General features: G+C 56.7%; 25 protein-coding genes. 19 read left to right on the forward strand and 6 right to left on the reverse strand.

Translation table 11 applies throughout. The annotated features are described in order from the left end of the window. Positions 1-7: 7 nt before the first annotated feature. Positions 8-1228: a peptide antibiotic transporter SbmA gene (gene sbmA / locus LBF07_RS15950; protein ID WP_094934778.1), complete on the forward strand. Its 1221-nt coding sequence runs from the start codon at positions 8-10 to the stop codon at positions 1226-1228. Positions 1229-1242: 14 nt separating this feature from the next. Then, positions 1243-2340 (forward strand): DUF1615 domain-containing protein, encoded by a 1098-nt coding sequence (locus LBF07_RS15955; protein WP_069303721.1) that lies wholly within the window; start codon positions 1243-1245, stop codon positions 2338-2340. Here LBF07_RS15955 and LBF07_RS15960 read toward each other — a convergent pair. Further along, positions 2337-2636, reverse strand: a complete 300-nt coding sequence (locus tag LBF07_RS15960) for a DUF2755 family protein (RefSeq protein ID WP_008503287.1) — start codon at positions 2634-2636, stop codon at positions 2337-2339. The genes LBF07_RS15955 and LBF07_RS15960 overlap by 4 nt on opposite strands. A gap of 249 nt (positions 2637-2885) precedes the next feature. On the opposite strand from LBF07_RS15960, the gene LBF07_RS15965 reads away from it, so the two are divergent. Further along, entirely contained in the window at positions 2886-3113 is a 228-nt protein-coding gene (locus tag LBF07_RS15965) for a DUF2754 domain-containing protein (RefSeq protein ID WP_094934777.1), read from the forward strand. Here LBF07_RS15965 and ddlA read toward each other — a convergent pair. Further along, a complete protein-coding gene (gene ddlA / locus LBF07_RS15970; RefSeq protein WP_094934776.1) occupies positions 3110-4210 on the reverse strand; it encodes a D-alanine--D-alanine ligase in 1101 nt (366 codons plus the stop codon). The two genes, LBF07_RS15965 and ddlA, sit on opposite strands and share 4 nt — an antisense overlap. Before the next feature lie 104 nt (positions 4211-4314). On the opposite strand from ddlA, the gene LBF07_RS15975 reads away from it, so the two are divergent. The 6 genes from LBF07_RS15975 (at position 4315) to adrA (ending at position 9983) form a co-directional block, all read left to right on the forward strand. Next, complete coding sequence (locus tag LBF07_RS15975; protein WP_094934775.1) at positions 4315-4998, forward strand: extensin family protein; 684 nt, start codon at positions 4315-4317, stop codon at positions 4996-4998. Positions 4999-5166: 168 nt separating this feature from the next. Then, positions 5167-6381: a multidrug efflux MFS transporter gene (locus tag LBF07_RS15980; protein ID WP_094934774.1), complete on the forward strand. Its 1215-nt coding sequence runs from the start codon at positions 5167-5169 to the stop codon at positions 6379-6381. Between the two features lie 210 nt (positions 6382-6591). Further along, complete coding sequence (gene iraP, locus LBF07_RS15985; protein ID WP_024906786.1) at positions 6592-6852, forward strand: anti-adapter protein IraP; 261 nt, start codon at positions 6592-6594, stop codon at positions 6850-6852. 99 nt (positions 6853-6951) lie between these two features. Then, the gene (gene phoA, locus LBF07_RS15990) at positions 6952-8367 is read left to right on the forward strand and encodes an alkaline phosphatase (protein ID WP_094934773.1); all 1416 of its coding nucleotides are present in this window, start codon (positions 6952-6954) and stop codon (positions 8365-8367) included. Between the two features lie 89 nt (positions 8368-8456). Beyond that, entirely contained in the window at positions 8457-8777 is a 321-nt protein-coding gene (gene psiF / locus LBF07_RS15995) for a phosphate starvation-inducible protein PsiF (RefSeq protein WP_023334671.1), read from the forward strand. Between the two features lie 102 nt (positions 8778-8879). Further along, complete coding sequence (gene adrA, locus LBF07_RS16000; RefSeq protein WP_094934772.1) at positions 8880-9983, forward strand: diguanylate cyclase AdrA; 1104 nt, start codon at positions 8880-8882, stop codon at positions 9981-9983. 14 nt (positions 9984-9997) lie between these two features. Here adrA and proC read toward each other — a convergent pair whose 3' ends face one another. Further along, on the reverse strand, positions 9998-10807 hold the full coding sequence (proC, locus tag LBF07_RS16005; protein ID WP_023310536.1) for a pyrroline-5-carboxylate reductase: 810 nt from the start codon (positions 10805-10807) through the stop codon (positions 9998-10000). A 97-nt stretch (positions 10808-10904) separates the two neighbouring features. Here proC and LBF07_RS16010 point away from each other — a divergent pair, with 97 nt between their 5' ends. The 5 genes from LBF07_RS16010 (at position 10905) to ppnP (ending at position 13541) form a co-directional block, all read left to right on the forward strand. Beyond that, a complete protein-coding gene (locus tag LBF07_RS16010) occupies positions 10905-11363 on the forward strand; it encodes a YaiI/YqxD family protein (protein ID WP_010428006.1) in 459 nt (152 codons plus the stop codon). A gap of 143 nt (positions 11364-11506) precedes the next feature. Beyond that, positions 11507-12031, forward strand: coding sequence for a shikimate kinase AroL (aroL, locus tag LBF07_RS16015; RefSeq protein WP_032639634.1), 525 nt, complete (start codon positions 11507-11509; stop codon positions 12029-12031). A gap of 44 nt (positions 12032-12075) precedes the next feature. Beyond that, a complete protein-coding gene (gene yaiA / locus LBF07_RS16020) occupies positions 12076-12267 on the forward strand; it encodes a protein YaiA (RefSeq protein WP_032638425.1) in 192 nt (63 codons plus the stop codon). Positions 12268-12504: 237 nt separating this feature from the next. Further along, positions 12505-13182, forward strand: coding sequence for an AroM family protein (locus LBF07_RS16025; RefSeq protein WP_094934771.1), 678 nt, complete (start codon positions 12505-12507; stop codon positions 13180-13182). A gap of 71 nt (positions 13183-13253) precedes the next feature. After that, entirely contained in the window at positions 13254-13541 is a 288-nt protein-coding gene (ppnP, locus tag LBF07_RS16030; RefSeq protein WP_008503270.1) for a pyrimidine/purine nucleoside phosphorylase, read from the forward strand. Positions 13542-13589: 48 nt separating this feature from the next. On the opposite strand, the gene rdgC is transcribed toward ppnP, so the two are convergent. Beyond that, the gene (rdgC, locus tag LBF07_RS16035; RefSeq protein WP_023310540.1) at positions 13590-14504 is read right to left on the reverse strand and encodes a recombination-associated protein RdgC; all 915 of its coding nucleotides are present in this window, start codon (positions 14502-14504) and stop codon (positions 13590-13592) included. 123 nt (positions 14505-14627) lie between these two features. Here rdgC and mak point away from each other — a divergent pair, with 123 nt between their 5' ends. Beyond that, positions 14628-15533: a fructokinase gene (gene mak / locus LBF07_RS16040; RefSeq protein WP_094934770.1), complete on the forward strand. Its 906-nt coding sequence runs from the start codon at positions 14628-14630 to the stop codon at positions 15531-15533. Positions 15534-15608: 75 nt separating this feature from the next. Here mak and sbcC read toward each other — a convergent pair whose 3' ends face one another. Both sbcC and sbcD read right to left on the reverse strand, forming a co-directional pair. After that, on the reverse strand, positions 15609-18740 hold the full coding sequence (gene sbcC / locus LBF07_RS16045) for an exonuclease subunit SbcC (RefSeq protein WP_094934769.1): 3132 nt from the start codon (positions 18738-18740) through the stop codon (positions 15609-15611). Continuing rightward, positions 18737-19942 carry an exonuclease subunit SbcD gene (gene sbcD / locus LBF07_RS16050; RefSeq protein ID WP_094934768.1) on the reverse strand — a complete coding sequence of 402 codons (1206 nt, stop codon included), beginning with the start codon at positions 19940-19942 and terminating at the stop codon, positions 18737-18739. Before sbcD ends, sbcC begins: the two co-directional genes overlap by 4 nt. A 187-nt stretch (positions 19943-20129) precedes the next feature. Between sbcD and phoB the strand changes: the two genes are divergently transcribed. The 4 genes from phoB (at position 20130) to proY (ending at position 25320) form a co-directional block, all read left to right on the forward strand. Beyond that, positions 20130-20819, forward strand: coding sequence for a phosphate response regulator transcription factor PhoB (gene phoB, locus LBF07_RS16055; protein WP_008503265.1), 690 nt, complete (start codon positions 20130-20132; stop codon positions 20817-20819). Between the two features lie 21 nt (positions 20820-20840). Further along, positions 20841-22136, forward strand: coding sequence for a phosphate regulon sensor histidine kinase PhoR (gene phoR, locus LBF07_RS16060; RefSeq protein WP_058841165.1), 1296 nt, complete (start codon positions 20841-20843; stop codon positions 22134-22136). Positions 22137-22545: 409 nt separating this feature from the next. Further along, a complete protein-coding gene (brnQ, locus tag LBF07_RS16065) occupies positions 22546-23865 on the forward strand; it encodes a branched-chain amino acid transporter carrier protein BrnQ (RefSeq protein WP_023310545.1) in 1320 nt (439 codons plus the stop codon). 81 nt (positions 23866-23946) lie between these two features. Next, complete coding sequence (gene proY / locus LBF07_RS16070; protein WP_029739758.1) at positions 23947-25320, forward strand: proline-specific permease ProY; 1374 nt, start codon at positions 23947-23949, stop codon at positions 25318-25320. Positions 25321-25442 lie beyond the last annotated feature (122 nt).

The following is a 25442-nucleotide window of genomic DNA, read 5'->3' on the forward strand; positions in this document are numbered from 1 at the left end:
AAGCATTATGTTTAAGTCTTTTTTCCCAAAGCCGGGGCCTTTTTTCCTGTCGGCATTTATTTGGGCACTCATCGCTGTCATTTTCTGGCAGGCGGGCGGCGGCGCATGGCTGACGCGCATCACGGGAGCAACGGGCGAGGTGCCGATTAGCGCGGCGCGCTTCTGGTCGCTCAGCTATCTGCTGTTTTACGCCTACTACACGGTGTGCGTAGGGCTGTTTGCTCTGTTCTGGTTTATGTATTCTCCGCACCGCTGGCAGTACTGGTCTATCCTCGGCACATCGCTAATTATCTTTGTCACCTGGTTCCTCGTGGAGGTGGGCGTGGCGGTTAACGCCTGGTATGCGCCGTTCTACGATCTGATCCAGACCGCGCTGAGCTCGCCGCATAAGGTGACCATCAACCAGTTCTATCATGAAGTCGGCGTCTTCCTCGGTATCGCCCTTATTGCGGTGATTATCGGCGTGATGAACAACTTCTTCGTCAGCCACTACGTTTTCCGCTGGCGTACCGCGATGAACGAACATTATATGGCGCACTGGCAGCACCTGCGCCATATCGAAGGTGCCGCACAGCGTGTGCAGGAAGACACCATGCGTTTTGCCTCCACCCTTGAAGACATGGGCGTCAGCTTTATCAACGCCATCATGACGCTAATCGCCTTCCTGCCTGTGCTGGTGACGCTCTCGGCGCACGTGCCGGATCTGCCGATTGTCGGCCATATTCCTTATGGTCTGGTGATTGCCGCGATCGTCTGGTCGCTGATGGGCACGGGCCTGCTGGCGGTGGTGGGGATCAAACTGCCGGGCCTGGAGTTTAAAAATCAACGCGTGGAAGCCGCTTACCGTAAAGAACTGGTTTACGGCGAAGATGACGCCAACCGCGCCTCGCCGCCAACCGTCCGCGAGCTGTTTGGCGCCGTGCGTCGTAACTACTTCCGACTCTACTTCCACTATATGTATTTCAACATTGCCCGTATTTTGTATCTACAGGTGGATAACGTTTTCGGTTTGTTCCTGCTGTTCCCGTCGATTGTTGCGGGTACGATTACGCTCGGTCTGATGACGCAGATCACCAACGTTTTCGGTCAGGTTCGCGGGTCGTTCCAGTACCTGATCAACTCCTGGACCACCCTGGTAGAACTGATGTCCATCTACAAACGTCTGCGCAGTTTTGAACGTGAGCTGGACGATCGTGACCTGCAGGAAGTCACTAACACATTTAGCTAATACAGGAAGTTGCTATGTCTTTTGCCGTACCGCGCGCGTTACCGTTGTCCTTGCTGGCCGCTCTTGTGCTGGCAGGCTGTGCCGAAAAAGGGGCCGCTCCGCTCAAAAAGGGGGAGAAGCCCGTCGATGTGGCGAGCGTTGTGCGGCAGAAAATGCCCGCCAGCGTGAAGGATCGCAACGCGTGGGCAGATGCGCTGGCAAAAACCTTTGAAAGCCAAAAGATCGCGCCGACCGAGGAGAATATCTGCTCGGTGCTGGCGGTGGCGCAGCAGGAGTCGATGTACCAGTCAGACCCGGTGGTGCCGGGCCTGAACAAAATTGCCTGGAAAGAGATCGACCGCCGCGCGGAATCCATGCATATCCCGGTTTTCCTCGTGCATACCGCGCTTAAAATCACCTCGCCGAACGGAAAAAGCTACAGCGAACGGCTGGATGCGGTGAAAACCGAAAAACAGCTTAGCGCCATCTTTGATGATTTCATCAGTATGGTCCCGATGGGGCAGAAGCTGTTTGGCTCGCTGAACCCGGTACATACCGGTGGCCCGATGCAGGTGAGCATTGCGTTCGCGGAGAAGCATACCGACGGCTACCCGTGGAAAATCGACGGTACGGTGCGTCAGGAGGTCTTCTCCCTGCGCGGTGGGCTGTGGTTCGGCACGTATCATCTGCTGAACTATCCGGCGAACTATGATGAGCCGCTGTACCGCTTTGCCGACTTTAACGCGGGCTGGTACGCCAGCCGTAACGCGGCATTCCAGAGTGCAGTCAGCCGCGCAAGCGGCGTTAAGCTCGCGCTGGACGGCGATCTCATCGCTTACGGCAGCAGCGAGGCGGGAAGCACCGAGCTGGCAGTACGGAAATTATCCACCACGCTTGGCTTCAGCAACAGCGACATTCGCCGTCAGCTTGAGAAAGGCGACAGCCTGGCCTTTGAGAAAACGGATCTGTACAACAAGGTGTTTGCGCTTGCAGAGAAGAAGAGTGGGAAAGCGTTACCGAGGGCGATCCTGCCGGGGATCCAGCTGGAAAGCCCGAAGATCACGCGTAACCTGACCACCGCATGGTTCGCAAAACGCGTGGACGATCGTCGGGCGCGCTGTATGGGGCTTTAACGGCGACGGCGAAAGCGCAACACTAACGCCACAACGCCCAGAATCATACATCCCGCGAGGAAGGGGATCAGGCCGAACAGGGTGCTGACGCCAAAGCCAATCTCAACTCGCGGGCGTCCGTTATCCTGCACCTGCATCAGGTGTTCATAAACGCCCGGCGCATGGACCAGCATATTGAGCAGCTGTGAGCCGGCCCAGAAGCAGAACAGGACAAACAGGGCATAAGCGATATTACCCGCCGTGGAGGTTTTTGGTTTGCCGCCAAAAATCGGTTTCGACAATGTAAAGTCAGCCATGTTGACCTCCCGTGGTATCACTCTGTTTTAATACGCGTCTTACGAGGTGAGTTTGACAGGTCATCGCATTTGTCAATATCAGAATCGTGGTAATTTACGCGCCGGAATCCTCCTGGATTGTCGATTTCTGCAGCACATCACAATTTCATCACTTAAGTGAAATTGCGTCGCGTTTCAGAATTTCCGTATCTGCCACAGACCTGGCCGTAAAACTGTGAGAGGATGTCTTTTTTTCCTGCCGGAGTTGTTATGAAGCTCACGTCCAAACTACGCCGTGACTGGCACTACTACGCCTTTGCTATCGGGCTGATCTTTATTCTTAATGGTGTCGTGGGCCTGTTGGGGTTTGAAGCAAAAGGATGGCAAACCTATGCCGTCGGGCTGGTGACCTGGGTGATAAGTTTCTGGCTGGCGGGGTTGATTATCCGCCGTCGTCCTGAAGAGACGACAGCGGATGATGCGAAGCGCGCCGATTAACCGTTTACGGAACTTTTAAGCGCGCTGTCGGCGGCGTGACGCTCCAGCGCCAGTTCGATCAGGCGGGTGATCAGTTCCGGGTAGCTCAGGCCGCTGGCCTGCCACAGTTTCGGATACATGCTGATGTTTGTGAACCCCGGCAGCGTGTTGATTTCATTGATCACCACTTCGTTTTCCGGCGTCAGGAACACATCCACGCGCGCCATGCCGCAGCAGCCGAGCGTCTGATAAGCGCGAATGGCGATCGCCCGGATCTTATCGTTAATCGCCGGATCGATATCCGCAGGAACGACAACCTGCGCGCCTTTGTCATCAATGTATTTGGTGTCGTACGAGTAGAAGTCGCTGTTTAAGACCACTTCGCCGCAGGTGCTCGCCTGTGGAAAATCATTGCCCAGCACGGCGCACTCAATTTCACGGCCTTTGATGCCCTGCTCAACCACCACTTTATGGTCGAACTCAAACGCCAGACGGACAGCCTGCGTGAACTCTGCTTCACTGGTGACTTTGCTGACGCCCACGGAGGAGCCCTGGTTTGCCGGCTTCACAAACAGCGGCAGACCCAGCTCTCCGCTAATTTGCGCGAAGCTGTGCTTGTCGCGGTTGGCGCGGGTGAGGGTCACGAATGGCGCAATATTCAGCCCGGCATCGCGCAGCAGGCGTTTGGTGACGTCTTTGTCCATGCACGCGGCAGAGCCGAGGACGTCCGAGCCGACGAACGGCAGGTTGGCCATGCGCAGCATTCCCTGCAGGGAACCATCTTCGCCCAGGGTGCCGTGAACGATAGGGAAGACAACGTCGATCTGGGCGAGTGCCTGCGCGTTGCCGGCGTCGATGAACTGCCCCTTCACGACGCCGGGTACGGTGGCGACGCTCACTTCCGAAGGATTAAGGGCGATGTGCGCCGGATCGTGAGCATTCAGCAGATACTGGCTGGCATCGTTAACGTGCCACTGCCCCTGTTTATCAATGCCCAGCAGCACCACGTCGAAACGGCTTTTATCGATCGCATCAACGATATTTTTGGCCGATTGCAATGACACTTCGTGCTCCGCTGATTTTCCCCCAAAGACAATACCTACGCGCTGCTTAGCCATCTCACTCTCTTCCAGTCTGACGAAAAGCCAATAACATACCACGATGCCCGGCGGGTTTCGCGGCCTTCTGCCATAATGTTTTTGGGGAATGTTGAGGGGGGAGAGTGAAAGGAAAAACGCTGCTGACCGTATTCATCATTGTGGCCGTTGCAACGGTGGGTTACCGCTGGTTGCCGCCTTACTACAACCCTTTCATGCCGCTGACGCTTGACGACCCGCCGGGCCGAATCGCCCAGTATAAGCTCCGGCGCTTAACTCCCGAGGCGTGCGCGAGCCTGCTTTCGCAGGCTAACCAAAGAGATCTCATCCGCACCCAGCCGGTGGCCGACAGCGGCGGCGCGTGTCCGCTTAACAACGTCGTGCGCGTGCGTGACTTCGGCCCGGTCAGCCTGAACAGCAGTTTCCTTGCCAGCTGTCCGCTGGCGCTCAGCTCTGCGCTGTTTATCAGCCAGCAGGCCCGGCCGCTGGCAAAACGCTATACGGGCAGCGACCTGGCGCGTATCGATCATCTCGGCAGCTTTGCCTGCCGCAACATTTACCACCGCCCTGACGCGCGACGCAGTGAGCATGCCACGGCGGAGGCGCTGGATATCGCCGCCTTTCGGCTGGCGAACGGGGAACGCGTCACGGTACTGAACGGCTGGAAGGCGGCAACAACGCAGCCATGGCTGAAGGCCATGCTGGCGGCAAGCTGCGGCTACTACGGAAACGGCCTGGGGCCGGAGTATAACGCGGCGCATGCCAACCATTTTCATCTGGGAATGCGCGGTTTCGGATTCTGCCTGTGAAGCATAATATTCCGCCAGAAAATGGATGAATTGTGACTTATTTCACAAATATGATGACTGGGAAGATAAAACACCAAAGTCAGTCAGGCCGCATCTCTGGTGCGACGTCAAAACGCGTAACTTGCTAATCTGTCGGCGAATTCGCCTAAAAATGAAGACTATTTCTTTATGGAATCCTGGAAAGTTAATCTCATCTCGGTCTGGTTCGGCTGCTTCTTTACCGGGCTGGCCATTAGCCAGATCCTGCCGTTCCTGCCGCTGTACGTCTCGCAGCTGGGAGTGACCTCGCATGAAGCGCTCTCCATGTGGTCCGGCCTGACGTTCAGCGTCACGTTTCTGGTCTCCGCTATTGTGTCACCGATGTGGGGCAGCCTGGCGGATCGGAAAGGCCGAAAACTGATGCTGCTGCGCGCCTCGCTCGGGATGGCGATTGCCATTCTGCTCCAGGCCTTCGCCACCAACGTCTGGCAGCTGTTTTTCCTGCGTGCGGTGATGGGGCTGACGTCCGGGTACATTCCGAATGCCATGGCGCTGGTCGCCTCTCAGGTGCCGCGCGAGCGTAGCGGCTGGGCGCTGAGTACGCTCTCCACGGCACAGATCAGCGGCGTCATCGGCGGTCCGCTGCTGGGCGGCTTTCTGGCGGATCACGTCGGGCTGCGCGCCGTATTTATCATCACCGCGATCCTGCTGGTGGTCAGTTTTCTGGTTACGCTCTTTCTTATCAAAGAGGGAGGCCGCCCGGTTATCAGTAAATCTGAACGCCTGAGCGGCAAGGCCGTCTTCGCCTCGCTGCCCTATCCTGGACTGATGATCAGCCTGTTTGTGACCACTATGGTTATCCAGCTTTGTAACGGTTCGGTCGGTCCGATTCTGGCGCTGTTTATCAAGTCGATGGAGCCGGAAAGTACAAATATCGCTTTTCTGAGCGGCATGATTGCCGCCGTGCCGGGCGTATCCGCCCTGATTTCCGCGCCGCGTCTGGGAAAACTGGGTGACAGGATCGGCACGGCGCGCATCCTGATGGCGACGCTGATCTTTGCGGTCGTGCTCTTCTTCGCGATGTCGTTTGTCACCTCTCCGCTTCAGCTTGGCGTATTGCGATTCCTGCTCGGGTTTGCTGATGGTGCAATGTTGCCTGCGGTACAGACCCTGCTGGTTAAATATTCCAGCGATCAGGTGACGGGGCGTATTTTTGGATATAACCAGTCATTTATGTATCTGGGGAATGTTGCCGGTCCGCTTATTGGCGCATCCGTTTCCGCGATGGCCGGTTTTCGTTGGGTATTTGCCGCCACGGCGATTGTCGTTTTAATCAATATTATCCAGCTGGTTATTGCGCTGCGTCGCCGCAGACAAATGGCGGAAGCGAAATCGTCGAGATAATCGTTTTGTTGATGTATTATATATTCTTATGGTAGCCGCATTTTTATATAACAAAATGCGGCGCTTTTTTATAGAAAAACGTTTCGCTCACCGCGGCGGTCCTTTATTTTCATTCCTGCATCACTTTTGCATACCATAATAAATTTCTTCTCTTTGCATTATGGATTCAGAATGCTAACTTCAGACAAAACTGAAAAAGGAACTGGCACGATGAAAAATCTCATTGCTGAATTGCTGGTAAAGCTGGCGCAAAAGGAAGAGGAGTCAAAAGAGCTGGTAGCCCAGGTCGAAGCGCTGGAAATTGTGGTCACCGCGCTGCTGCGACAAATGGCGAAAACCGATCAACAGGCGTTGATTGAGAGCGTGGAAGGCGCGCTGGACAGCGTCAGGCCTGAATCGCAGGTTCCGGTTGAGGATGCCGAGATGCTCCACCAGTACGTAAAGAAGCTGTTAAGGCATCCGCGCAGCTAAACCGTCACAGGACGTAACGACGTGTCATAGAATTGTCATGCAGGATGCCTATAGTCGCTCTGTTTTTATTTTTATGTATTTGTACATGGAGAAAATAAATTGAAACAGAGCGCACTTTTCATCGCATTACTTCCCCTGTTAATTACCCCTGCCATTTATGCCGATACTGCCCAAACCAGCGTGCTGGATAATCGCGCGGCAAAAGGGGATATCACCCAGCCTGGCGGCGCACGCCGTTTATCAGAAGATCAAACTGCCGCTATTCGCGCTTCGCTGAATGATAAGCCGGCGAAAAATATTATTCTGATTATTGGCGATGGAATGGGGGATTCCGAAATCACGGCGGCGCGAAATTATGCCGAGGGTGCGGGCGGCTTTTTTAAAGGCATCGACGCATTACCGCTGACCGGACAATATACCCATTACGCGCTGGATAAAAAAACCGGTAAACCGGATTACGTCACGGACTCCGCGGCCTCTGCTACGGCGTGGTCCACCGGCGTGAAAACCTATAATGGCGCGCTGGGTGTGGATATTCACGAAAAAGATCATCAAACCCTTCTGGAGATGGCAAAAGCGGCGGGCCTGGCGACCGGCAACGTCTCCACCGCTGAACTTCAGGATGCAACGCCCGCGGCGCTGGTGGCGCACGTGACCTCGCGTAAATGCTACGGTCCGTCAGTGACCAGCGAAAAATGCCCGACGAACGCGCTGGAAAAAGGCGGCAAAGGCTCGATTACGGAACAGCTGCTGAACGCGCGTCCTGACGTGACCCTCGGCGGCGGCGCGAAAACCTTCGCAGAAACCGCAACGGCGGGCGAGTGGCAGGGCAAAACGCTGCGCGAGCAGGCGCAGGCCCGCGGCTATCAGCTGGTGAGTGATGCAAATTCGCTGGCAGCCATCACCGAGGCGAACCAGGACAAGCCGCTGCTGGGGCTATTCTCTGACGGCAACATGCCCGTGCGCTGGGAAGGACCAAAAGCCTCTTATCACGGCAATATCGATAAACCTGTCGTAACCTGTACGCCTAACCCGAAACGCACGGACAGCGTACCGACGCTGGCGGCGATGACTGATAAAGCCATCTCTCTGCTGAGCAAGAGCGAAAAAGGGTTCTTCCTGCAGGTTGAGGGCGCGTCGATCGATAAGCAGGATCATGCGGCGAATCCGTGCGGCCAGATTGGCGAAACCGTCGATCTGGACGAAGCGGTGCAGAAGGCGCTTGAGTTCGCGAAAAAAGACGGCAACACCCTGGTGATCGTCACCGCGGACCATGCCCATGCCAGCCAGATCATTCCGGCAGATACTAAAGCCCCGGGCCTGACGCAGGCGCTGAATACCAAAGATGGCGCCGTTATGGTGTTGAGCTACGGCAACTCTGAGGAAGAGTCCATGGAGCACACGGGCACCCAGCTGCGCATTGCGGCCTACGGTCCGCACGCGGCAAATGTGGTAGGCCTGACCGATCAAACGGATCTGTTCTACACCATGAAGGCGGCGCTGGGTTTTAAATGATAAAATCCCGGCGGAAATCACATCTGTCGGCTGGTTTTTTTCCTGTCACGAACCAGACTTACAGGGAATGTTCACAAAAGGATGGTGCAATGAAAACAACATTACTGGTTACTCTGCTCTCCGGCCTGTTCCTGGTCGCATCGGCGAACGCGGAAGAGAAGACGCTAACGCCGCAACAACAGCGTATGACCACCTGTAATCAACAGGCGACGTCGCAGAGTCTGAAGGGAGATGCCCGCAAGACCTACATGAGCGACTGCCTTAAAAATGGCGCCGCGAAACCGGCTGAAAAAAGCCTGACGCCGCAGCAGCAAAAAATGCGCGAGTGTAATGCGAAAGCAACCGAACAGTCCCTGAAGGGGGACGACCGCAGCAAGTTCATGAGCGCGTGCCTGAAGAAAAAAGTGTAGTTCAAACGGGTGAGCGGCTCCGGCGGCTCACCCGAAATTTCATACTTTCCCCGCAGACCCCCTCTCTATAATTTGGGAAAATGTTTCAGAATATTCCCAAAAATGATGAATGATGAAACGTATTACAACAAAAAGCGCATTCGGGAAGAGTGGAATTTAACCCTTTCTCAGGATGACCCTCACCGCGCCGGCATTCAGTTTGCCCGGCGAGTTCGGCTGGCGCGCGCCGTCGGGCTGGCGGCGATGTTTTTCCCCGTTGCGGGGATGCTGGTCACCCATTTTTTACCCGGTGGCTGGTGGCTTTTACTGGTGGGGTGGGCGTTCGTCTGGCCCCATTTTGCCTGGCAGCTGTCCTGCCGTGCCGCTTCACCTCATCAGCAGGAAATTTTCAATCTTAAAATCGATGCCATTATCGCCGGGCTCTGGATAGGCGTGATGGGGATGAATGAATTACCCACCGCAGCGCTGGTGATGATGGTGGGGATGAATATGATGGGTTCCGGCGGCTGTCGTCTGTTTATCCCGGGGATCGCGTTGACGCTGCTCTCCGCGCTGGTGACCCTGCCACTCGTCGGGAAAGTGGCCGTCTTCAACCCCGACCTCGTGGAGTGGGGCTTAACGTTACCCGTGCTCGTGCTGTATCCCATGCTGTTTGCCTGGCTCAGCCACCGAACCGCCGTCAGGCTTGCGGAACATAAGCAGCGGCTGGAAATGATGAGCACCCGCGACGGGATGACCGGGGTCTTTAACCGTCGGCACTGGGAAATGCTGCTGCGAAATGAATTTGAGCATTGTCGGCGCGACCACAGCACCGCCACGATATTGCTGATTGATATCGACCACTTTAAAAACATCAACGACACCTGGGGGCACGACGTGGGCGACGAGGCGATCATTGCTATTACGCGTCAGCTCCAGCGGTCGGTACGGTCAGGCGATGCGATCGGTCGGTTTGGCGGGGATGAGTTTGCGGTGATTATGTCGCAGACCGCGGCGGAAAGCGCCATCGCCGTGATGTCGCGACTGCATGAGCGGCTGGAAAAACTGACGTTACCGTGCGCGCCAAAAGAAGCGCTGCGCATCAGCGTAGGCGTTGCCCCCTGGGGGCCGCAGTTTGGACATTATCGGGAGTGGCTAAAGGCGGCGGACGTGGCGCTGTACAGGGCGAAAAATGCCGGGCGCGGCCGCACCGAAGTGGCCGCCTGACGCCCGGTCAGAAATCAGGATTTACTCAGCTTCTCTGATTTTTCCATGCATTTTGCCATCGCTTCAATGACGGCCGAGCGGAATCCGCGCTCTTCCAGCACCCGCACCGCTTCGATGGTGGTACCGCCCGGGGAGCAGACCATATCTTTCAGTTCACCCGGGTGTTTGCCGGTTTCCAGCACCATTTTGGCGGAGCCCATGACGGCCTGCGCGGCGAACTTATACGCCTGCGCGCGCGGCATTCCGCCAAGCACGGCGGCGTCGGCCATCGCTTCTAAAAACATGAACACATAGGCAGGGGCTGAGCCACTCACGCCGACCACCGGATGGATCATCGATTCGGCAATCACTTCTGCCTCACCGAAGCAGCGGAAAATATTCAGCACGTCGGCCACTTCTTCTGTGGTCACCAGCGCGTTAGGCGTGACGGAGGTCATGCCGGCATTGACCAGCGAGGGGGTGTTGGGCATGGCGCGGACGATTTTACGATCGTGACCCAGCGCGCGCGCCAGCTGATCGAGCGTGACGCCCGCGGCAATCGACACGACCAGCGTCTCTTTATTCAGGCTGGAGGTGATATCGCTCAGCACTTTGATCATGATGTTCGGCTTGACGGCGCCAAAGACGATATCGGCGACCTGGGCGACTTCCTGCGCGCTTTCGGCGGCGTTGATCCCATATTGATCGCGCAACTCGGCGACTTTGTCCGGTGACGGGGTATAGACCCAAATCTGACCCGGCAGCACCTGCCCGCTGGCGATCAGACCGCCCAGGATGGCTTTGCCCATGTTACCGCAGCCGATAAACCCGATTTTCTTGTCCATCACGATTCTCCGTCATTATGCGTTGTTTTCTCTGATTGATAGCTTAACAACGAAATGCAGGCGACAATAGTCGGCAGACTCATTATGGGGAAACAATATGGCGATTTGGGTTGATGCGGACGCGTGTCCGAACGTGATTAAAGAGATTTTATTTCGCGCCGCCGAGCGCGTTCAGATGCCGCTGACGCTGGTGGCGAACCAGAATATTCGCGTACCGCCTTCGCGGTTCATTCGCTCCTTGCGCGTGCCGGCCGGGTTCGACGTGGCGGATAACGAAATTGTTCGCCTGTGCAGCGCGGAGGATCTGGTGATCACGGCGGATATTCCGCTGGCTGCCGAAGTGCTGGAGAAAGGGGCGGCGGCGCTCAATCCGCGCGGGGAGCGTTACTCGCCTTCGACCATTCGCGAGAAGCTCACCATGCGCGATTTTATGGATACGATGCGTGCCAGCGGCGTGCAGACCGGTGGACCGGACAGCCTGTCCCAGCGCGATCGCCAGCAGTTCGCTGCCGAGCTGGATAAATGGCTGCTGGAAGTGAAGCGCCGCACAGCGTAATGATAATTATTGTCAATTTGTGGTACAGTGTGGCCTCCACAGGGTTGTCATCCCGTACCGCTTTGCAGTAAAGTAATCGCAACATCTTCTGCAATTATTTCTTTACACTCTTCAGCCATTCGGCATCAAGGGGAACACCTGGCATGACCCAACCCATCTTTTTAGTTGGCCCCCGCGGCTGTGGGAAAACCACCGTTGGCCTGGAGCTGGCACGCGTGTGTCATCGCCAGTTTGTTGATACCGACCACTGGCTGCAAACCGAGGCCGGAAAAACCATCGCCGAGATTGTTGAGCAAGAGGGATGGGAGAGCTTTCGCGCGCGCGAAACCGCCGCGCTGAAAGCGGTCACGACCCCGTCTGCCGTGATCGCGACCGGCGGAGGCATCGTTCTGGCGGAGTGCAATCGTCACTTTATGCGCGAAAAGGGGATTGTGATTTATCTCAGCGCGCCGGTGTCGGCTCTGGTAGGGCGGCTGGAAGCCTTTCCGGAAGAGGGGCAACGTCCCGCGCTGACCTCCAGGCCGCTCAACGAAGAGGTGAGCGAAGTGCTGGCCGAACGCGATGCGCTATACCGCGAAGCGGCTCACCACGTGGTGGATGCGTCAGCCTCTCCCGAAGACGTTGTGATTCAGATTATTACCGCCCTGCGTTTGGCTTGTGCCAGCTAACCGGCGTCTATACTTATAGCTCAGACATAAAAAAAGGATGAGCTATGCCAACCAGACCTCCCTATCCGCGTGAAGCACGTATTGTTACCGTTGAAAAAGGCCAGACGGGTCATACCGTGACCTGGTATCAACTGCGTGCCGATCACCCCAAGCCGGACTCGCTGATCAGTGAACACGAGACTGAACAGGAAGCGCTGGATGCGAAACGGCGCTATGAAGATCCCGATAAAACCTGACCCTTTTCCTAAACGTTCCAGTATCGTGCCTGAATCACACTTTTTACTCATCGGGAAAGTTAAGCAGGAGTTAATATTTAGTTATTACAAGTAACTCCGGTATCGGCAGGCGATCTTTACATTTCGATGTCGGGATCACCTGCTACGCTTGGTGCTGTTTTGTTGAAAAAATGAACTGTGCAGCGTAGTGAGCCTGTACCTGTGTGCACGATGTTGGAGTAATGGAAGGCGATCAAGATGAAGGCAACGTTGGCGATCCTCACCATTGGTGTGGTCCCTGTAAGCGAAGTGTTACCGCTCTTAACCGAGCATGTATCTGAACAACAGATAACGCATCTTAGCCTGCTGGGGAAGATGAGTCGGGAAGAGGTCATGGAAGACTACGCTGTCGAGGCGGGGGAGGATCCCCTGGCGACGTTATTAAGCGACGGTAAACTGGCGCACGTTTCGCGTCAGAAAATCGAGCGCTCGCTGCAGGGCATAATAGAAGTGCTCGATAATCAAGGTTATGACGTTATTTTGCTGATGAGTACCGCGCCCATTAAGGGCCTCACGGCGCGTAATGCGATTTTGCTGGAGCCGATGCGGATCATTCCACCGCTGGTGGCCTCCATCGTGGATGGTCATCAGGTGGGGGTGATTGTGCCCATTGAGGAGCTCATGGATAACCAGGAAGCAAAATGGCACGTGCTGGAAAAAGTGCCCTTGTATGCGCTGGCAAATCCGTTCTGGGACAGTGAGGCAAAACTTATTGCTGCCGGGAAGGAACTGCTTGAGAGAGGAGCAGATGTCTTGATTCTGGACTGCCTCGGTTTCCATCAGCATCATCGTGATCTGCTGCAAAAAGCGCTGGATGTTCCCGTGCTGTTATCCAACGTTCTGATGGCTCGCCTGGCCTCGGAACTTCTCATGTAATGATTTTGCGTGACAGGTGATGAGCATGGCCCCTATAGTGAATTTTTATCTAAAAATATAAGGGCCAGTTCATGCTTCAAAGTAACGAATACTTTTCCGGTAAAGTGAAATCCATTGGTTTTACCAGCAGCAGCACTGGCCGCGCCAGTGTCGGCGTTATGGCGGAAGGGGAATACACCTTTGGCACGGCGGAAGCTGAAGAAATGACGGTCGTCAGCGGTGCGCTGAACGTCTTACTGCCGGGTGAAACGGAATGGAAAGTTTACGCTGCCGGGCAAGTTTTCAACGTCCCTGGCCACAGCGAGTTCCATTTGCAGGTCGCTGAACCTACCTCTTATCTGTGCCGCTACCTGAAATAAAAAATAAGCCGGGTGGCGTTAACGCTTACCCGGCCTGCGTTTTGCCTGTTATCTTTGCGCTTCGCCGCCGAGACCTTCCACCAGATTCTGAATCAACGCGGCCAGCTCGCCGGTCATCAGGATGAAGTCCGCGTCAAAACGCTGGGCGTAATCTTCCCTGTCGATATCTTCGTTCTGATCGCGCAGCTCGTCGCAGAACTTCAGACGCTTCACGGAGCCGTCGTCGCACATCACGAACTGAATGCGCTGCTGCCAGTCGAGCGCCAGTTTAGTGACCACTTTACCCGCTTCGATGTGGACGGCGATCTCGTCGCTCACCAGATCCTGCTTCTTCGCGCGGATCACGCCGCCATCTTCCAGCAGGGCTTTCAGCTCGGCTTCATCAAGGATCTGGAAACCCTGAGCCGCAGCGCCGCTGCGTACCCATTCGGTCAGCGTCAGCTCGATCGGCGTTTCCAGCGCCAGCGGAACGACCGGTAAAGATCCGATGCTTTTACGCAGCAGGGCCAGCGTATCTTCTGCTTTCTTGGCGCTGGCGCAGTCCACCATGATCAGCCCGTTGACGGTGTCGATCCACATCATGGTCTGGCTGAAGCGGCTGAAGGCGCGCGGCAGCAGCGAGTGCAGCACTTCGTCTTTCAGCGAATCTTTTTCGGTCTTTTTCAGCTTGCGGCCCTGTTCGGCTTCCAGCTTGAAAATTTTCGCTTCGAGCGCCTGCTTAACCACCGGCGTCGGCAGGATTTTCTCTTCTTTACGGGCGCAGACGATGATTTGACCCGTGCTGCTGGCGTGGGTCAGTGCATCGCTTTGTGAACCCATTGGCGGAACCCAGCCGGTTTTCGCCATATCCTGGCTACCGCAAGGGGAAAAGGTATAAGCGGCTAACTGTTTTTCCATCTCTTCTGCACGCAGCGAAACGTCGCGGCTGAGACGGTAAACCATCAAATTTTTGAACCACAGCATGATAATTTCCACGGCCTTGTCGTTAAATCAGCGGGCATGATAACGAATTGTCGCTTCGCTTGCATTGCTAATCGGGAAGCGTGCTTCTACTCTGTTGATAATCAAAATAATGAGGAGAGTCTTGTGCGTATTGGGATCGATTTGGGCGGCACCAAAACAGAAGTTATCGCACTGAGCGAGCAGGGGGAGCAGCTGTTCCGCCACCGTCTGCCGACGCCGCGCGATGATTATCACCAGACTATCGAGACGATTGCCAGCCTGGTTGAGATGGCAGAGCAGGCGACAGGGCAAACCGGCAGCGTCGGGATGGGGATCCCGGGGTCGATCTCGCCGTATACCGGGGTGGTTAAAAATGCCAACTCCACCTGGCTCAACGGTCAGCCGTTTGATAAAGATTTGAGCCAACGTCTGAACCGGGAAGTGCGTCTGGCTAACGACGCCAACTGCCTGGCGGTCTCTGAGGCCATCGACGGCGCGGCGGCCGGTGCTCAGACCGTGTTTGCCGTGATTATCGGTACCGGCTGCGGAGCGGGCGTGGCGTTCGGCGGGCGCGCCCATATCGGCGGTAACGGCACCGCGGGCGAGTGGGGACACAACCCGCTGCCGTGGATGGATGAAGACGAGCTTAAATACCGCGCTGAGGTGCCGTGCTACTGCGGAAAGCAGGGCTGTATTGAGACGTTTATCTCTGGCACCGGTTTTGCGACCGACTACCACGGCTTAAGCGGCCAGCCGCTTAAGGGCAACGAAATCATGCGTCTGGTCGAAGAACAGGATCCGGTCGCCGAGCTGGCCCTTAGCCGCTACGAAATGCGGCTGGCGAAATCCCTGGCGCATGTGGTGAATATTCTCGATCCGGACGTGATTGTGCTCGGCGGCGGCATGAGCAACGTCGACCGGCTATACGCCACGGTACCGAATCTGGTGAAACAGTGGGTGTTTGGCGGCGAGTGTGAAACCCCGATCCGCAAAGCTGTCCACGGTGACTCCAGCGGCGTGCGCGGCGCGGCGTGGCTGTGGCCGGAATAAAAGCAAATAATGTTTATTCCCTCTCCCTGTGGGAGAGGGTCAGGGTGAGGGCACCAGACCGCACCCTCCCCCCATTTATTCCACCGCAAATTCCTTATCCAGCCTGCTATAACCCAGCCCGTTAATTTTCTTCACCTTGATCTGCACCGGAATGCGCTCTTTCATCGCCTCAACGTGGCTGATCACGCCGATGGTTTTCCCGGTGGCGTTCAGCGCGTCGAGCGCATCCAGCGCGGTATCCAGCGTTTCACTGTCGAGCGTGCCGAACCCCTCATCCAGGAACAGGGAATCGATTCGCGTTTTATGGCTCACCAGATCGGAAAGGGCCAGCGCCAGCGCCAGGCTGACCAGGAAGCTCTCGCCGCCCGAGAGCGTTCGGGTATCGCGCACCGCGTCCGCCTGCCACGTATCGACCACTTCCAGCTCCAGCGCGTCGCTGGCCTTGCGCTGCAGCAGATAACGCCCGTGCAGACGGTTAAGCTGCTGGTTAGCAAGCCAGACGAGATTATCCAGCGTCAGCCCCTGCGCGAACTTGCGGAACTTGTCGCCGGTGCTGGAGCCGATCAGCGCGTTCAGATAACCCCAGTCGTCCGCCTGGCGCGCGGCCTCTTCAATTTGCTGCATCAACGCCAGCTGGTGCTGACGGTTATCGCTGTCCTGCTTGAGCTGCTGGCGGATCTCGCCCTGATGCGTCGTGTTCTCGCGAAGCCGTTGCGCCAGCTGCTGCAGCTGGCTTTGCAGCGCAGGAGCATCGGCGTTGAGCCCTTCCGGCCGCAGCGCCAGATGAGCCTGCAGCTGCTGGTTAGCCTGGCCGGAAAGGGCTGCGGCCTGCTGTATCTGGCTTTCCAGCGACTGCTTCAGCTGTTCGAGGCGACGAATAGCGTCGTCATCCAGCAGCGCGGCAAGGAACGCGTCCCGATCGGCAAAGCAGCTCGCTGCGAGCGCCGCGGTGAACTGCGTCTGCGACTGCTGCAGGCGCTCTTGCTCCAGCTTTTCCTGCTGCTGCTGCGCGCTGAGCTGGCTTTGTAGCGACACGCATTCATCGTGAACGTCGCGCCAGCCGTCAGGAATGGCCGGTTCGGCCTCTTCGCCGTTCGTTTCCGGAAGCGTGTCGAGCAGCGGCTTCAGCGCGTTTATGCGTTCCAGAAGCACGCCGTGCTGCGTTTGTTTCTCCTGCCACTGCGCGAATTCCGCTTCGCGGGCGTGCAGCCAGGCGGCTTCATTGCCGTCTTCAGGTACGTTAAGCGATAGCGAGAGCAGGGTGATTTCCAGCGCCTGGCGCGCGGCCGTCAGCTGCTGCTGATACTGTCGCTCCAGCACTTCCTGCTCGTTTAGCTGGTTTTGCAGGGTCAGGCGCTGGCTCAACTGATAAAGCTGGCGCTCGTACTGTTCCTGCTCGTTCATCCATGGCGTGATATCTTCCTGAATATTCAACGCGATGTTCAGGGAAGCGCAGACCTCCATCCACTCTTTAGTGAGCGCTTGCTCTTCCTGAGAGAGCGTCTGCGCTTCGTCTGACTCGCGCTGGATCTGCTGCGTCAGGGCATTAACCTGTCCCAGCACCAGCAGGCCTTCCTCTTTAAGCGCGGCGACCTCTTTTTCCAGGACATCGCGGCGGCGCTGGTTATCCGTCAGCTCAAGCGACTGGTATTGCGCAACGGCGGGATGCTCGCTGGAGCCGCACAGCGGACAGGGTTTGCCTGCCTCAAGCCGGGAACGATAGTTTTCCAGATCTTTAATCGTCGCTTCGCGTTCGCACAGGGCCTTGAGGTCCAGATAGTGCTGGTGTTTCTCTTTGTACTGCTGGCGACGCAGCGTCAGCGTTTCATTGAGTTTGTTTTGATCGGCCTGGGCCTTCTGCACGCTTTCACCGCTCTGGCGCAGGCGCTTTTGCAGCGGCTGATAGCGGGCATGCAGCGACGTCAGCCGCTGGCGCAGCGTGCGTGACCGGGACTGCTGCTCCATGGCCGCGCTGACCTCATCCGCCGTCAGCGTCAGCGCATTTTCCGGCATCTCAGCCAGCCTGTTGCGTAATTCACCCATCCGCGCAGCAAGCGAGGCTAACTGCGTTTTGTCGCGGTTAAGCTGAGAGAACTGGGCACGCCAGCCGGCAATCTCCTGCCCCAGCAGGCGATAGCGTTCGTGCTCCGCCAGCCACTGCGCCAGCGCCGTCTGCTCGGTTTGAAGCTGCTCATGATTACGCTGGGCGGTATGACGGATCCGCGCGCGCAGCGCGGTTTTGGCTTGTAAGCGAGTATTTACTTCAATAATTCGCTGCTGGGTTTGCGTCAGGCGCGCGGTTTGCTCCTGCTGTTGCTCCCAAAGCGGTCGAAGCTGGGCGGCAGGCAGAGCAAGCTGGAGCTTTGCCAGCTCTGGCGCAGCGTTCGTCAGCGCCTGTTGCGCCTGCTGCTGCATCGCGGTGACGCGCTGTTGCTCAAGCACGAGCTCATCATGGCGCGTAAGCCACTGAAAATCTTTCTGTTGGCTTTGCTGCTGAACCAGCAGGGTTTTCTCTTCGTCAGTAAGCGCCTGCAAACTTTGCTGCAACTGCTGCTGCTGTTCTTCGCTCAACAGCACGACGCCCGCCGCCTGCGCCTCGCACTTTTCAAGCACGCTGCGGGCGGCTTTGTGTTTTTCAAACACCATGGCGGAAATCTGTCCGTAGATCTCGGTGCCGGTCAGCTCTTCCAGCAGCTCGGCGCGATCGCTCGGCCTGGCATTAAGGAAGGCGGCAAACTGCCCCTGTGAGAGCAGCATCGAGCGGGTGAAGCGGCCATAGTCCAGCCCGGTGAGCGCAGCGGTTTGCTCCAGTTTATCCGTCACTTTGTCGGCCAGGATTTTGCCATCTTCGCAGCGCGCCAGCTCCACGCGCGGCGCCTGCAGGTTTCCGTCCGGCTGGTTGCGCGCGCGGTTCTGGCTCCAGAATGCGCGATAGGCGGTGCCTTTTACCTCGAACTCCACTTCCGCCAGGCACTCGGCGGTGTCGCGCGTCATCAGGTCGTTTTGCGCCTGAGAGACCTTCTGCAGTCGCGGCGTTTCGTGATAAAGCGCCAGGCAGATGGCGTCGAGCAGGGTGGTTTTACCTGCCCCGGTCGCGCCGGTAATGGCAAACAGCCCGTTGCTGGCAAACGGCTCCGCGGTAAAGTCAATTTTCCACTCGCCCTTGAGGGAGTTGAGATTTTTCAGGCGCAGGCTCAAAATTTTCATGCGTTTTCTTCCTCATCATTGAGCGCATGCAGGGTATGGCTGAACAGTTCGCTGAGTCTTGCGCGCTTCGCGTCGTCAATTTCCTCCTGCGAGAGCCTGCGTTCAAACACCTCTTCAACCCGCAGTTCACTGAGCGTTTCACGTTGAGCGCTTAACAGAATTTTCTCGCGCTGCTCGCGGCTGCGGCGTACCAGTAAGACTTCGACGGGCAAATCTTCCGTCAGCGCCTGAATTTTACGCTGCATATCGTGCAGGTAGTCATCGGTGGTGATTTCGATATCCAGCCAGACGGGCGGGTTAAGCGCCGCGCCGCGCCACTGCTCAAGCTGGGCGGTAATGGCGTCAAGATCGCCCTTCAGCACCGCCAGCGGCTGGGTGACGGGCACCTCCAGCGTCTCGACGGCGTGAAGTTTTCCTTCGGAGAAGCTCACCAGATGGACGGATTTGGCCTTGCCCGTTTCGTCAAAGCTGAGCGAAATTGGCGAGCCGCAGTAGCGGATGTGCTCGCTGCCGCCGACGATCTGCGCCCGGTGAATGTGTCCGAGCGCAATGTAGTCGGCTGGCGGGAAGTTTTGCGCCGGAAAGGCGTCCAGCGTGCCGATATAGATCTCACGTACGGCGTCACTTTTACTGGCCCCGACGGTGGTGAGATGGCCGGTCGCAATCACTGGAATCCGCTGCTCGCCCCGTAGGGCGCAGGCATCGGCGTGCTGCTGGTGATAATAGTCGGTGATGGCCTGTAATAAATGCTGCTGCTTTTCCGCACCCGACAGCCCCGCCTGGCTTTGCACGATGTCGCGTGGCCGTAAAAACGGAATGGGGCACAGCACCGCCCCCGGCGTGCCGTCGCGTTTTTTCAGGAGCTGCGGGGCGTGCCCGGCGCTGGCGACGACGGTGGTATTGAGAAATGCCAGGATGTCACGAGATTCATTGAGGGTCGCGACGGAATCATGGTTGCCGGCGACAATCACCAGATGACAGCCGGTTTGCTGCAAATTCACCACGAAGCGGTTGTACAGTTCACGCGCATAGCTGGGGGGCGAGCCGGTATCAAAGATGTCACCCGCCACAATAATCGCGTCCACCTCGTGCGTCCGGGCCGTTTCCAGCAGCCAGTTCAGGAAAGCTTCATGTTCAGCCGCACGGCTTTTGCTGTAAAAATTTTGACCCAGATGCCAGTCCGAGGTGTGAAGTATGCGCATAGCTGATCCGTGGCAAAAAAGAGAAAGCAGGATTATAAACGTTCAGAGACGGGAAAATAACCGCTGTAATAAAACAACGGTTTGCCCGTTATCGTGGTACTGTTTTTCATAAATCTGTCATAAATCTGACGCATAATGGCGCCGAATTACAAACTTGTAACTTAAATAAGATAAGACAGGGCAAAGTATGGCGAGACGTATTCTGGTCGTAGAAGATGAAGCTCCAATTCGTGAAATGGTGTGCTTCGTGCTCGAGCAAAACGGCTTCCAGCCGGTTGAAGCGGAAGATTATGACAGCGCAGTGAACCAGCTGAATGAACCCTGGCCCGATCTGATTCTGCTGGACTGGATGTTGCCCGGCGGCTCCGGACTGCAGTTTATCAAACACCTGAAGCGCGAGGCGCTGACCCGCGACATCCCGGTTGTGATGCTCACGGCGCGCGGAGAAGAAGAGGATCGCGTTCGCGGTCTGGAAACCGGCGCGGACGATTACATTACTAAACCGTTCTCCCCAAAAGAGCTGGTTGCCCGCATTAAAGCCGTGATGCGCCGTATTTCGCCGATGGCGGTGGAAGAGGTGATAGAGATGCAGGGACTGAGCCTTGACCCCACCTCACACCGCGTGATGACCGGTGAAAATCCCCTCGACATGGGGCCTACCGAATTTAAACTCCTGCACTTCTTTATGACCCACCCGGAACGCGTTTACAGCCGCGAGCAGTTGCTGAATAACGTCTGGGGAACTAACGTGTATGTCGAAGACCGGACGGTTGACGTACATATTCGCCGCCTGCGAAAAGCACTGGAACTGAGCGGCCACGATCGCATGGTGCAGACGGTCCGCGGCACGGGTTATCGTTTTTCTACCCGTTTCTGAACAATGACAGGAGTGTGACGCGTGCTGGAACGTCTGTCATGGAAAAGGCTCGTCTTTGAACTGATCTTATGCTGTATTCCGGCCTTCCTTCTGGGGGCCTTTCTTGGACACCTGCCGTGGTTTCTGCTGGCGTCGGTCACCGGGCTGCTGATCTGGCATTTCTGGAACCTGCTGCGCCTCTCCTGGTGGCTGTGGGTTGACCGAAGTATGACGCCGCCGCCGGGAAGCGGCAGCTGGGAGCCGCTGCTGTACGGACTGCATCAGATGCAGATGCGTAATAAAAAGCGTCGCCGCGAGCTGGGAAGCCTGATTAAGCGTTTTCGCAGCGGTGCAGAGTCGCTGCCGGATGCCGTTATTCTGACGACCGAAGAAGGGACGATCTTCTGGTGTAACGGCCTTGCGCAACAGCTGCTGGGCCTGCGCTGGCCCGATGATAATGGTCAGAATATCCTCAACCTTCTGCGTTATCCCGAATTTACGCTGTATCTGAAAAAGCGTGATTTTACCCGCCCGCACAATCTGAAGCTCAATAATGGTCGCCATCTGGAAATCCGCGTGATGCCCTACAGCGATAAGCAGTGGCTGATGGTGGCGCGCGATGTCACCCAGATGCACCAGCTGGAAGGGGCGCGTCGCAACTTCTTCGCCAACGTCAGTCACGAACTGCGTACCCCGCTGACCGTGCTTCAGGGCTACCTCGAGATGATGCAGGAGCAAACGCTTGAAGGCGCGCCGCGTGAAAAAGCGCTGCACACCATGCGCGAGCAAACGCACCGGATGGAAGGGCTGGTGAAGCAGCTGCTGACGCTCTCGAAGATTGAAGCGGCGCCGTCGCTCGCGCTAAATGACACCATTGATGTGCCGATGATGCTGCGGGTCGTTGAGCGTGAAGCGCAGACGCTAAGCCACAAAAAGCATCACCTGACCTTTGAGGTCGACAATACGCTGAAGGTGCTGGGCAGCGAAGATGAACTGCGGAGCGCCATTTCCAACCTGGTGTATAACGCGGTGAATCATACGCCGGAGGGGACGAATATCGTGGTGCGCTGGCACCATGCCCCAACGGGGGCTGAGTTTAGCGTGGAAGACAACGGGCCGGGGATCGCGCCTGAGCATATTCCGCGTCTGACCGAGCGCTTTTACCGTGTGGATAAAGCGCGATCCCGGCAAACAGGCGGAAGCGGCCTGGGGCTGGCAATTGTGAAACACGCGGTGAATCACCATGAAAGCCGTCTCGATATTCAGAGTACGCTGGGTAAAGGAACCCGCTTCAGTTTCGTTATTCCGGAACGATTAATTGCCAAAAAGATCGCCTGACGGCAGGCGTGTCATTTTACCTTTCCACGGGTCAGCGTCTGCTGGCCCGTTTGCTTTGCAGTCAAGCGAAACGCGGAAGAATTTTATACGGCTGACTGTTTTTTGTTCGCATGATTAGCCATGGGTTTTTCTTATAAATAGCGTATTGTTCTGACGTGTATTTTCATGCTGGCATATTGTTCTGGTTTTACGATCCCACCTTGCCTTTAAACGTTATAAGCGTTTAAATTGCGCCCCAGATACTGTCAGACCGACTGTATTTGCGTGGTAAATCGAAAAACTATTCTTCTCCACGCCAGGACGGGAGCATTTCCCGCTGAAATTGAGCAAATTTTCGGCTGTATCGTCCCGTCAGGGATATCGAAAATCTCAATGTTTTCAACACCACATCCACAGGCAGTAAGGTTTTATGACCCATCACTTAAAATCGCGTGACATCATCGCGCTGGGCTTTATGACATTTGCGCTGTTCGTTGGCGCAGGCAACATCATTTTCCCTCCAATGGTTGGCTTACAGGCGGGTGAACACGTCTGGACCGCCGCGTTTGGTTTCCTGATTACTGCCGTGGGTCTACCGGTGCTGACCGTCGTCGCGCTGGCGAAAGTCGGCGGCGGTGTGGATAGCCTCAGCACCCCGATTGGCAAAGTTGCAGGTGTTCTGCTGGCAACCGTCTGCTATCTGGCCGTTGGCCCGCTGTTTGCAACCCCGCGTACGGCAACCGTGTCCTTCGAAGTGGGTATTGCTCCCCTGACCGGTGACGGTGCGATGCCGCTGTTTATCTACAGCCTGATCTACTTCGCAATCGTGATTCTGGTTTCCCTCTATCCGGGCAAGCTGCTGGATACCGTGGGTAACTTCCTGGCTCCGCTGAAAATTGTGGCGCTGATTGTTCTGGCGGTTGCGGCCATCGTCTGGCCAGCGGGCCCGATTAGCGACGCGATGGACGCCTATAAAAACGCCGCGTTCTCTAACGGCTTTGTGAACGGCTACCTGACGATGGATACGCTGGGCGCCATGGTGTTTGGTATCGTTATCGTTAACGCCGCGCGTTCCCGCGGTGTGACCGAAGCGCGTCTGCTGACCCGCTATACCATCTGGGCTGGCCTGATGGCCGGCGTGGGGCTGACGCTGCTGTATCTGGCGCTGTTCCGTCTGGGCTCCGACAGCGCCATGCTGGTTGAGCAGAACGCCAACGGTGCGGCTATCCTGCACGCCTACGTTCAGCACACCTTCGGCGGTGCGGGCAGTATGCTGCTGGCAGCGCTGATTTTCCTGGCGTGTCTGGTGACGGCGGTTGGCCTGACCTGCGCCTGTGCAGAGTTCTTTGCACAGTATCTGCCGCTCTCTTACCGCACCCTGGTGTTTATCCTCGGTATCTTCTCCATGGCGGTGTCCAACCTCGGTCTGAGCCACCTGATTCAGGTCTCTATTCCGGTGCTGACGGCGATTTACCCGCCGTGTATCGTGCTGGTGGTGCTGAGCTTTACTCGCCCGTGGTGGAACAACTCTTCACGAATTATTGCGCCAGCCATGTTTATCAGCCTGATTTTTGGTATCCTTGACGGGATTAAAGCATCAGCTTTCGCGCACATACTGCCGGCATGGACACAGCGTCTGCCGCTGTCCGAGCAGGGTCTGGCCTGGTTGATGCCTACCGTTGTTGCACTGGTTCTGGCGATTATCTGGGATCGTGCTGCAGGGCGTCAGGTCGCATCGAACGCTCATTAATCAACGGCAACAAACTGTTTAACCACGGGGCTTAAGGCCCCGTGGTTTTTTGTTTTTTTCGTGTTGAATGGCAAGATTTAAATGGAAAGCACTAACAAACTTAAACGTGGATTGAGCACGCGCCACATCCGCTTTATGGCGCTGGGCTCTGCTATCGGCACCGGTCTTTTTTATGGCTCGGCAGATGCCATCAAAATGGCCGGTCCCAGCGTTCTGCTGGCGTACATCATCGGCGGCGTGGCGGCGTATATCATCATGCGCGCCCTCGGCGAAATGTCGGTTCACAACCCGTCCGCCAGCTCCTTCTCCCGCTACGCGCAGGAAAACCTCGGCCCGCTGGCCGGGTTTATCACCGGCTGGACCTACTGCTTTGAAATCCTGATTGTGGCGATTGCCGATGTGACGGCGTTTGGCATCTATATGGGCGTCTGGTTCCCAGCGGTGCCGCACTGGATTTGGGTGCTGAGCGTGGTGCTGATCATTTGCGCCGTCAACCTGATGAGCGTGAAGGTGTTCGGCGAGCTCGAATTCTGGTTCTCCTTCTTCAAGGTCGCCACCATCATCATCATGATCGTGGCCGGTTTCGGCATCATCATCTGGGGAATCGGCAACGGCGGGCAGCCGACCGGTATTCACAACCTCTGGAGCAACGGTGGCTTCTTCAGCAACGGCTGGCTCGGGATGGTCATGTCGCTGCAGATGGTGATGTTCGCCTACGGCGGTATCGAGATTATCGGTATCACCGCCGGGGAAGCGAAAGATCCGGAGAAATCCATTCCGCGCGCCATCAACTCGGTGCCGATGCGTATTCTGGTGTTCTACGTGGGCACGCTGTTCGTGATTATGTCCATCTACCCGTGGAATCAGGTCGGCACCAACGGTAGCCCGTTTGTTCTGACCTTCCAGCATATGGGAATTGCCTTTGCGGCCAGCATTCTGAACTTTGTGGTGCTCACCGCGTCACTCTCCGCGATCAACAGTGACGTCTTTGGCGTGGGCCGTATGCTGCACGGCATGGCGGAGCAGGGCAGTGCGCCGAAGGTGTTCGCCAAAACTTCACGCCGCGGCACGCCGTGGGTAACCGTTGTGGTGATGACCGTGGCGCTGCTGTTCTCGGTTTACCTGAACTACATCATGCCGGAGAACGTCTTCCTGGTGATCGCATCGCTGGCGACCTTCGCGACGGTGTGGGTGTGGATTATGATCCTGCTGTCGCAGATTGCGTTCCGCCGTCGTCTGTCGCCGGATGAGGCGAAAGCGCTGAAGTTCAAGGTACCGGGCGGCGTTGCGACGACCGTCGTCGGGCTGATCTTCCTGGTGTTTATCATTGCCCTGATTGGCTACCATCCGGATACCCGCATTTCCCTGTACGTGGGCTGCGCGTGGATCGTCCTGCTGCTGGTGGGCTGGGTGTTTAAATGCCGCCGCGACCGTCAGTTGGCGGAAGCGCAGTAATCTTTTTTCTCCCTCTCCCTGTGGGAGAGGGTTGGGGTGAGGGCATCAGGCCGCACTGATGCCTCATCCTCCTTTCTCCTCCCCCAATAATCCCGAACGTGATGAGCTATCCTTAACCACCC

Source organism: Enterobacter cloacae complex sp. ECL352, from assembly GCF_020149545.1.
In the GTDB taxonomy this organism is placed as follows: Bacteria; Pseudomonadota; Gammaproteobacteria; order Enterobacterales; family Enterobacteriaceae; genus Enterobacter; species Enterobacter asburiae_B.

Coding starts and splice junctions, on each gene's coding strand:
- iraP (WP_024906786.1), top strand. CDS start 6,592: ATGAAAAATCTCATTGCTGAATTGCTGGTAAAGCTGGCGCAAAAGGAA.
- ddlA (WP_094934776.1), bottom strand. CDS start 4,210: ATGGCTAAGCAGCGCGTAGGTATTGTCTTTGGGGGAAAATCAGCGGAG.
- brnQ (WP_023310545.1), top strand. CDS start 22,546: ATGACCCATCACTTAAAATCGCGTGACATCATCGCGCTGGGCTTTATG.
- yaiA (WP_032638425.1), top strand. CDS start 12,076: ATGCCAACCAGACCTCCCTATCCGCGTGAAGCACGTATTGTTACCGTT.
- LBF07_RS16025 (WP_094934771.1), top strand. CDS start 12,505: ATGAAGGCAACGTTGGCGATCCTCACCATTGGTGTGGTCCCTGTAAGC.
- proY (WP_029739758.1), top strand. CDS start 23,947: ATGGAAAGCACTAACAAACTTAAACGTGGATTGAGCACGCGCCACATC.
- proC (WP_023310536.1), bottom strand. CDS start 10,807: ATGGACAAGAAAATCGGGTTTATCGGCTGCGGTAACATGGGCAAAGCC.
- sbmA (WP_094934778.1), top strand. CDS start 8: ATGTTTAAGTCTTTTTTCCCAAAGCCGGGGCCTTTTTTCCTGTCGGCA.
- sbcD (WP_094934768.1), bottom strand. CDS start 19,942: ATGCGCATACTTCACACCTCGGACTGGCATCTGGGTCAAAATTTTTAC.
- ppnP (WP_008503270.1), top strand. CDS start 13,254: ATGCTTCAAAGTAACGAATACTTTTCCGGTAAAGTGAAATCCATTGGT.
- rdgC (WP_023310540.1), bottom strand. CDS start 14,504: ATGCTGTGGTTCAAAAATTTGATGGTTTACCGTCTCAGCCGCGACGTT.
- LBF07_RS15960 (WP_008503287.1), bottom strand. CDS start 2,636: ATGGCTGACTTTACATTGTCGAAACCGATTTTTGGCGGCAAACCAAAA.
- aroL (WP_032639634.1), top strand. CDS start 11,507: ATGACCCAACCCATCTTTTTAGTTGGCCCCCGCGGCTGTGGGAAAACC.
- sbcC (WP_094934769.1), bottom strand. CDS start 18,740: ATGAAAATTTTGAGCCTGCGCCTGAAAAATCTCAACTCCCTCAAGGGC.
- LBF07_RS15965 (WP_094934777.1), top strand. CDS start 2,886: ATGAAGCTCACGTCCAAACTACGCCGTGACTGGCACTACTACGCCTTT.
- LBF07_RS15955 (WP_069303721.1), top strand. CDS start 1,243: ATGTCTTTTGCCGTACCGCGCGCGTTACCGTTGTCCTTGCTGGCCGCT.
- phoB (WP_008503265.1), top strand. CDS start 20,130: ATGGCGAGACGTATTCTGGTCGTAGAAGATGAAGCTCCAATTCGTGAA.
- adrA (WP_094934772.1), top strand. CDS start 8,880: ATGATGAATGATGAAACGTATTACAACAAAAAGCGCATTCGGGAAGAG.
- LBF07_RS15980 (WP_094934774.1), top strand. CDS start 5,167: ATGGAATCCTGGAAAGTTAATCTCATCTCGGTCTGGTTCGGCTGCTTC.
- psiF (WP_023334671.1), top strand. CDS start 8,457: ATGAAAACAACATTACTGGTTACTCTGCTCTCCGGCCTGTTCCTGGTC.
- LBF07_RS16010 (WP_010428006.1), top strand. CDS start 10,905: ATGGCGATTTGGGTTGATGCGGACGCGTGTCCGAACGTGATTAAAGAG.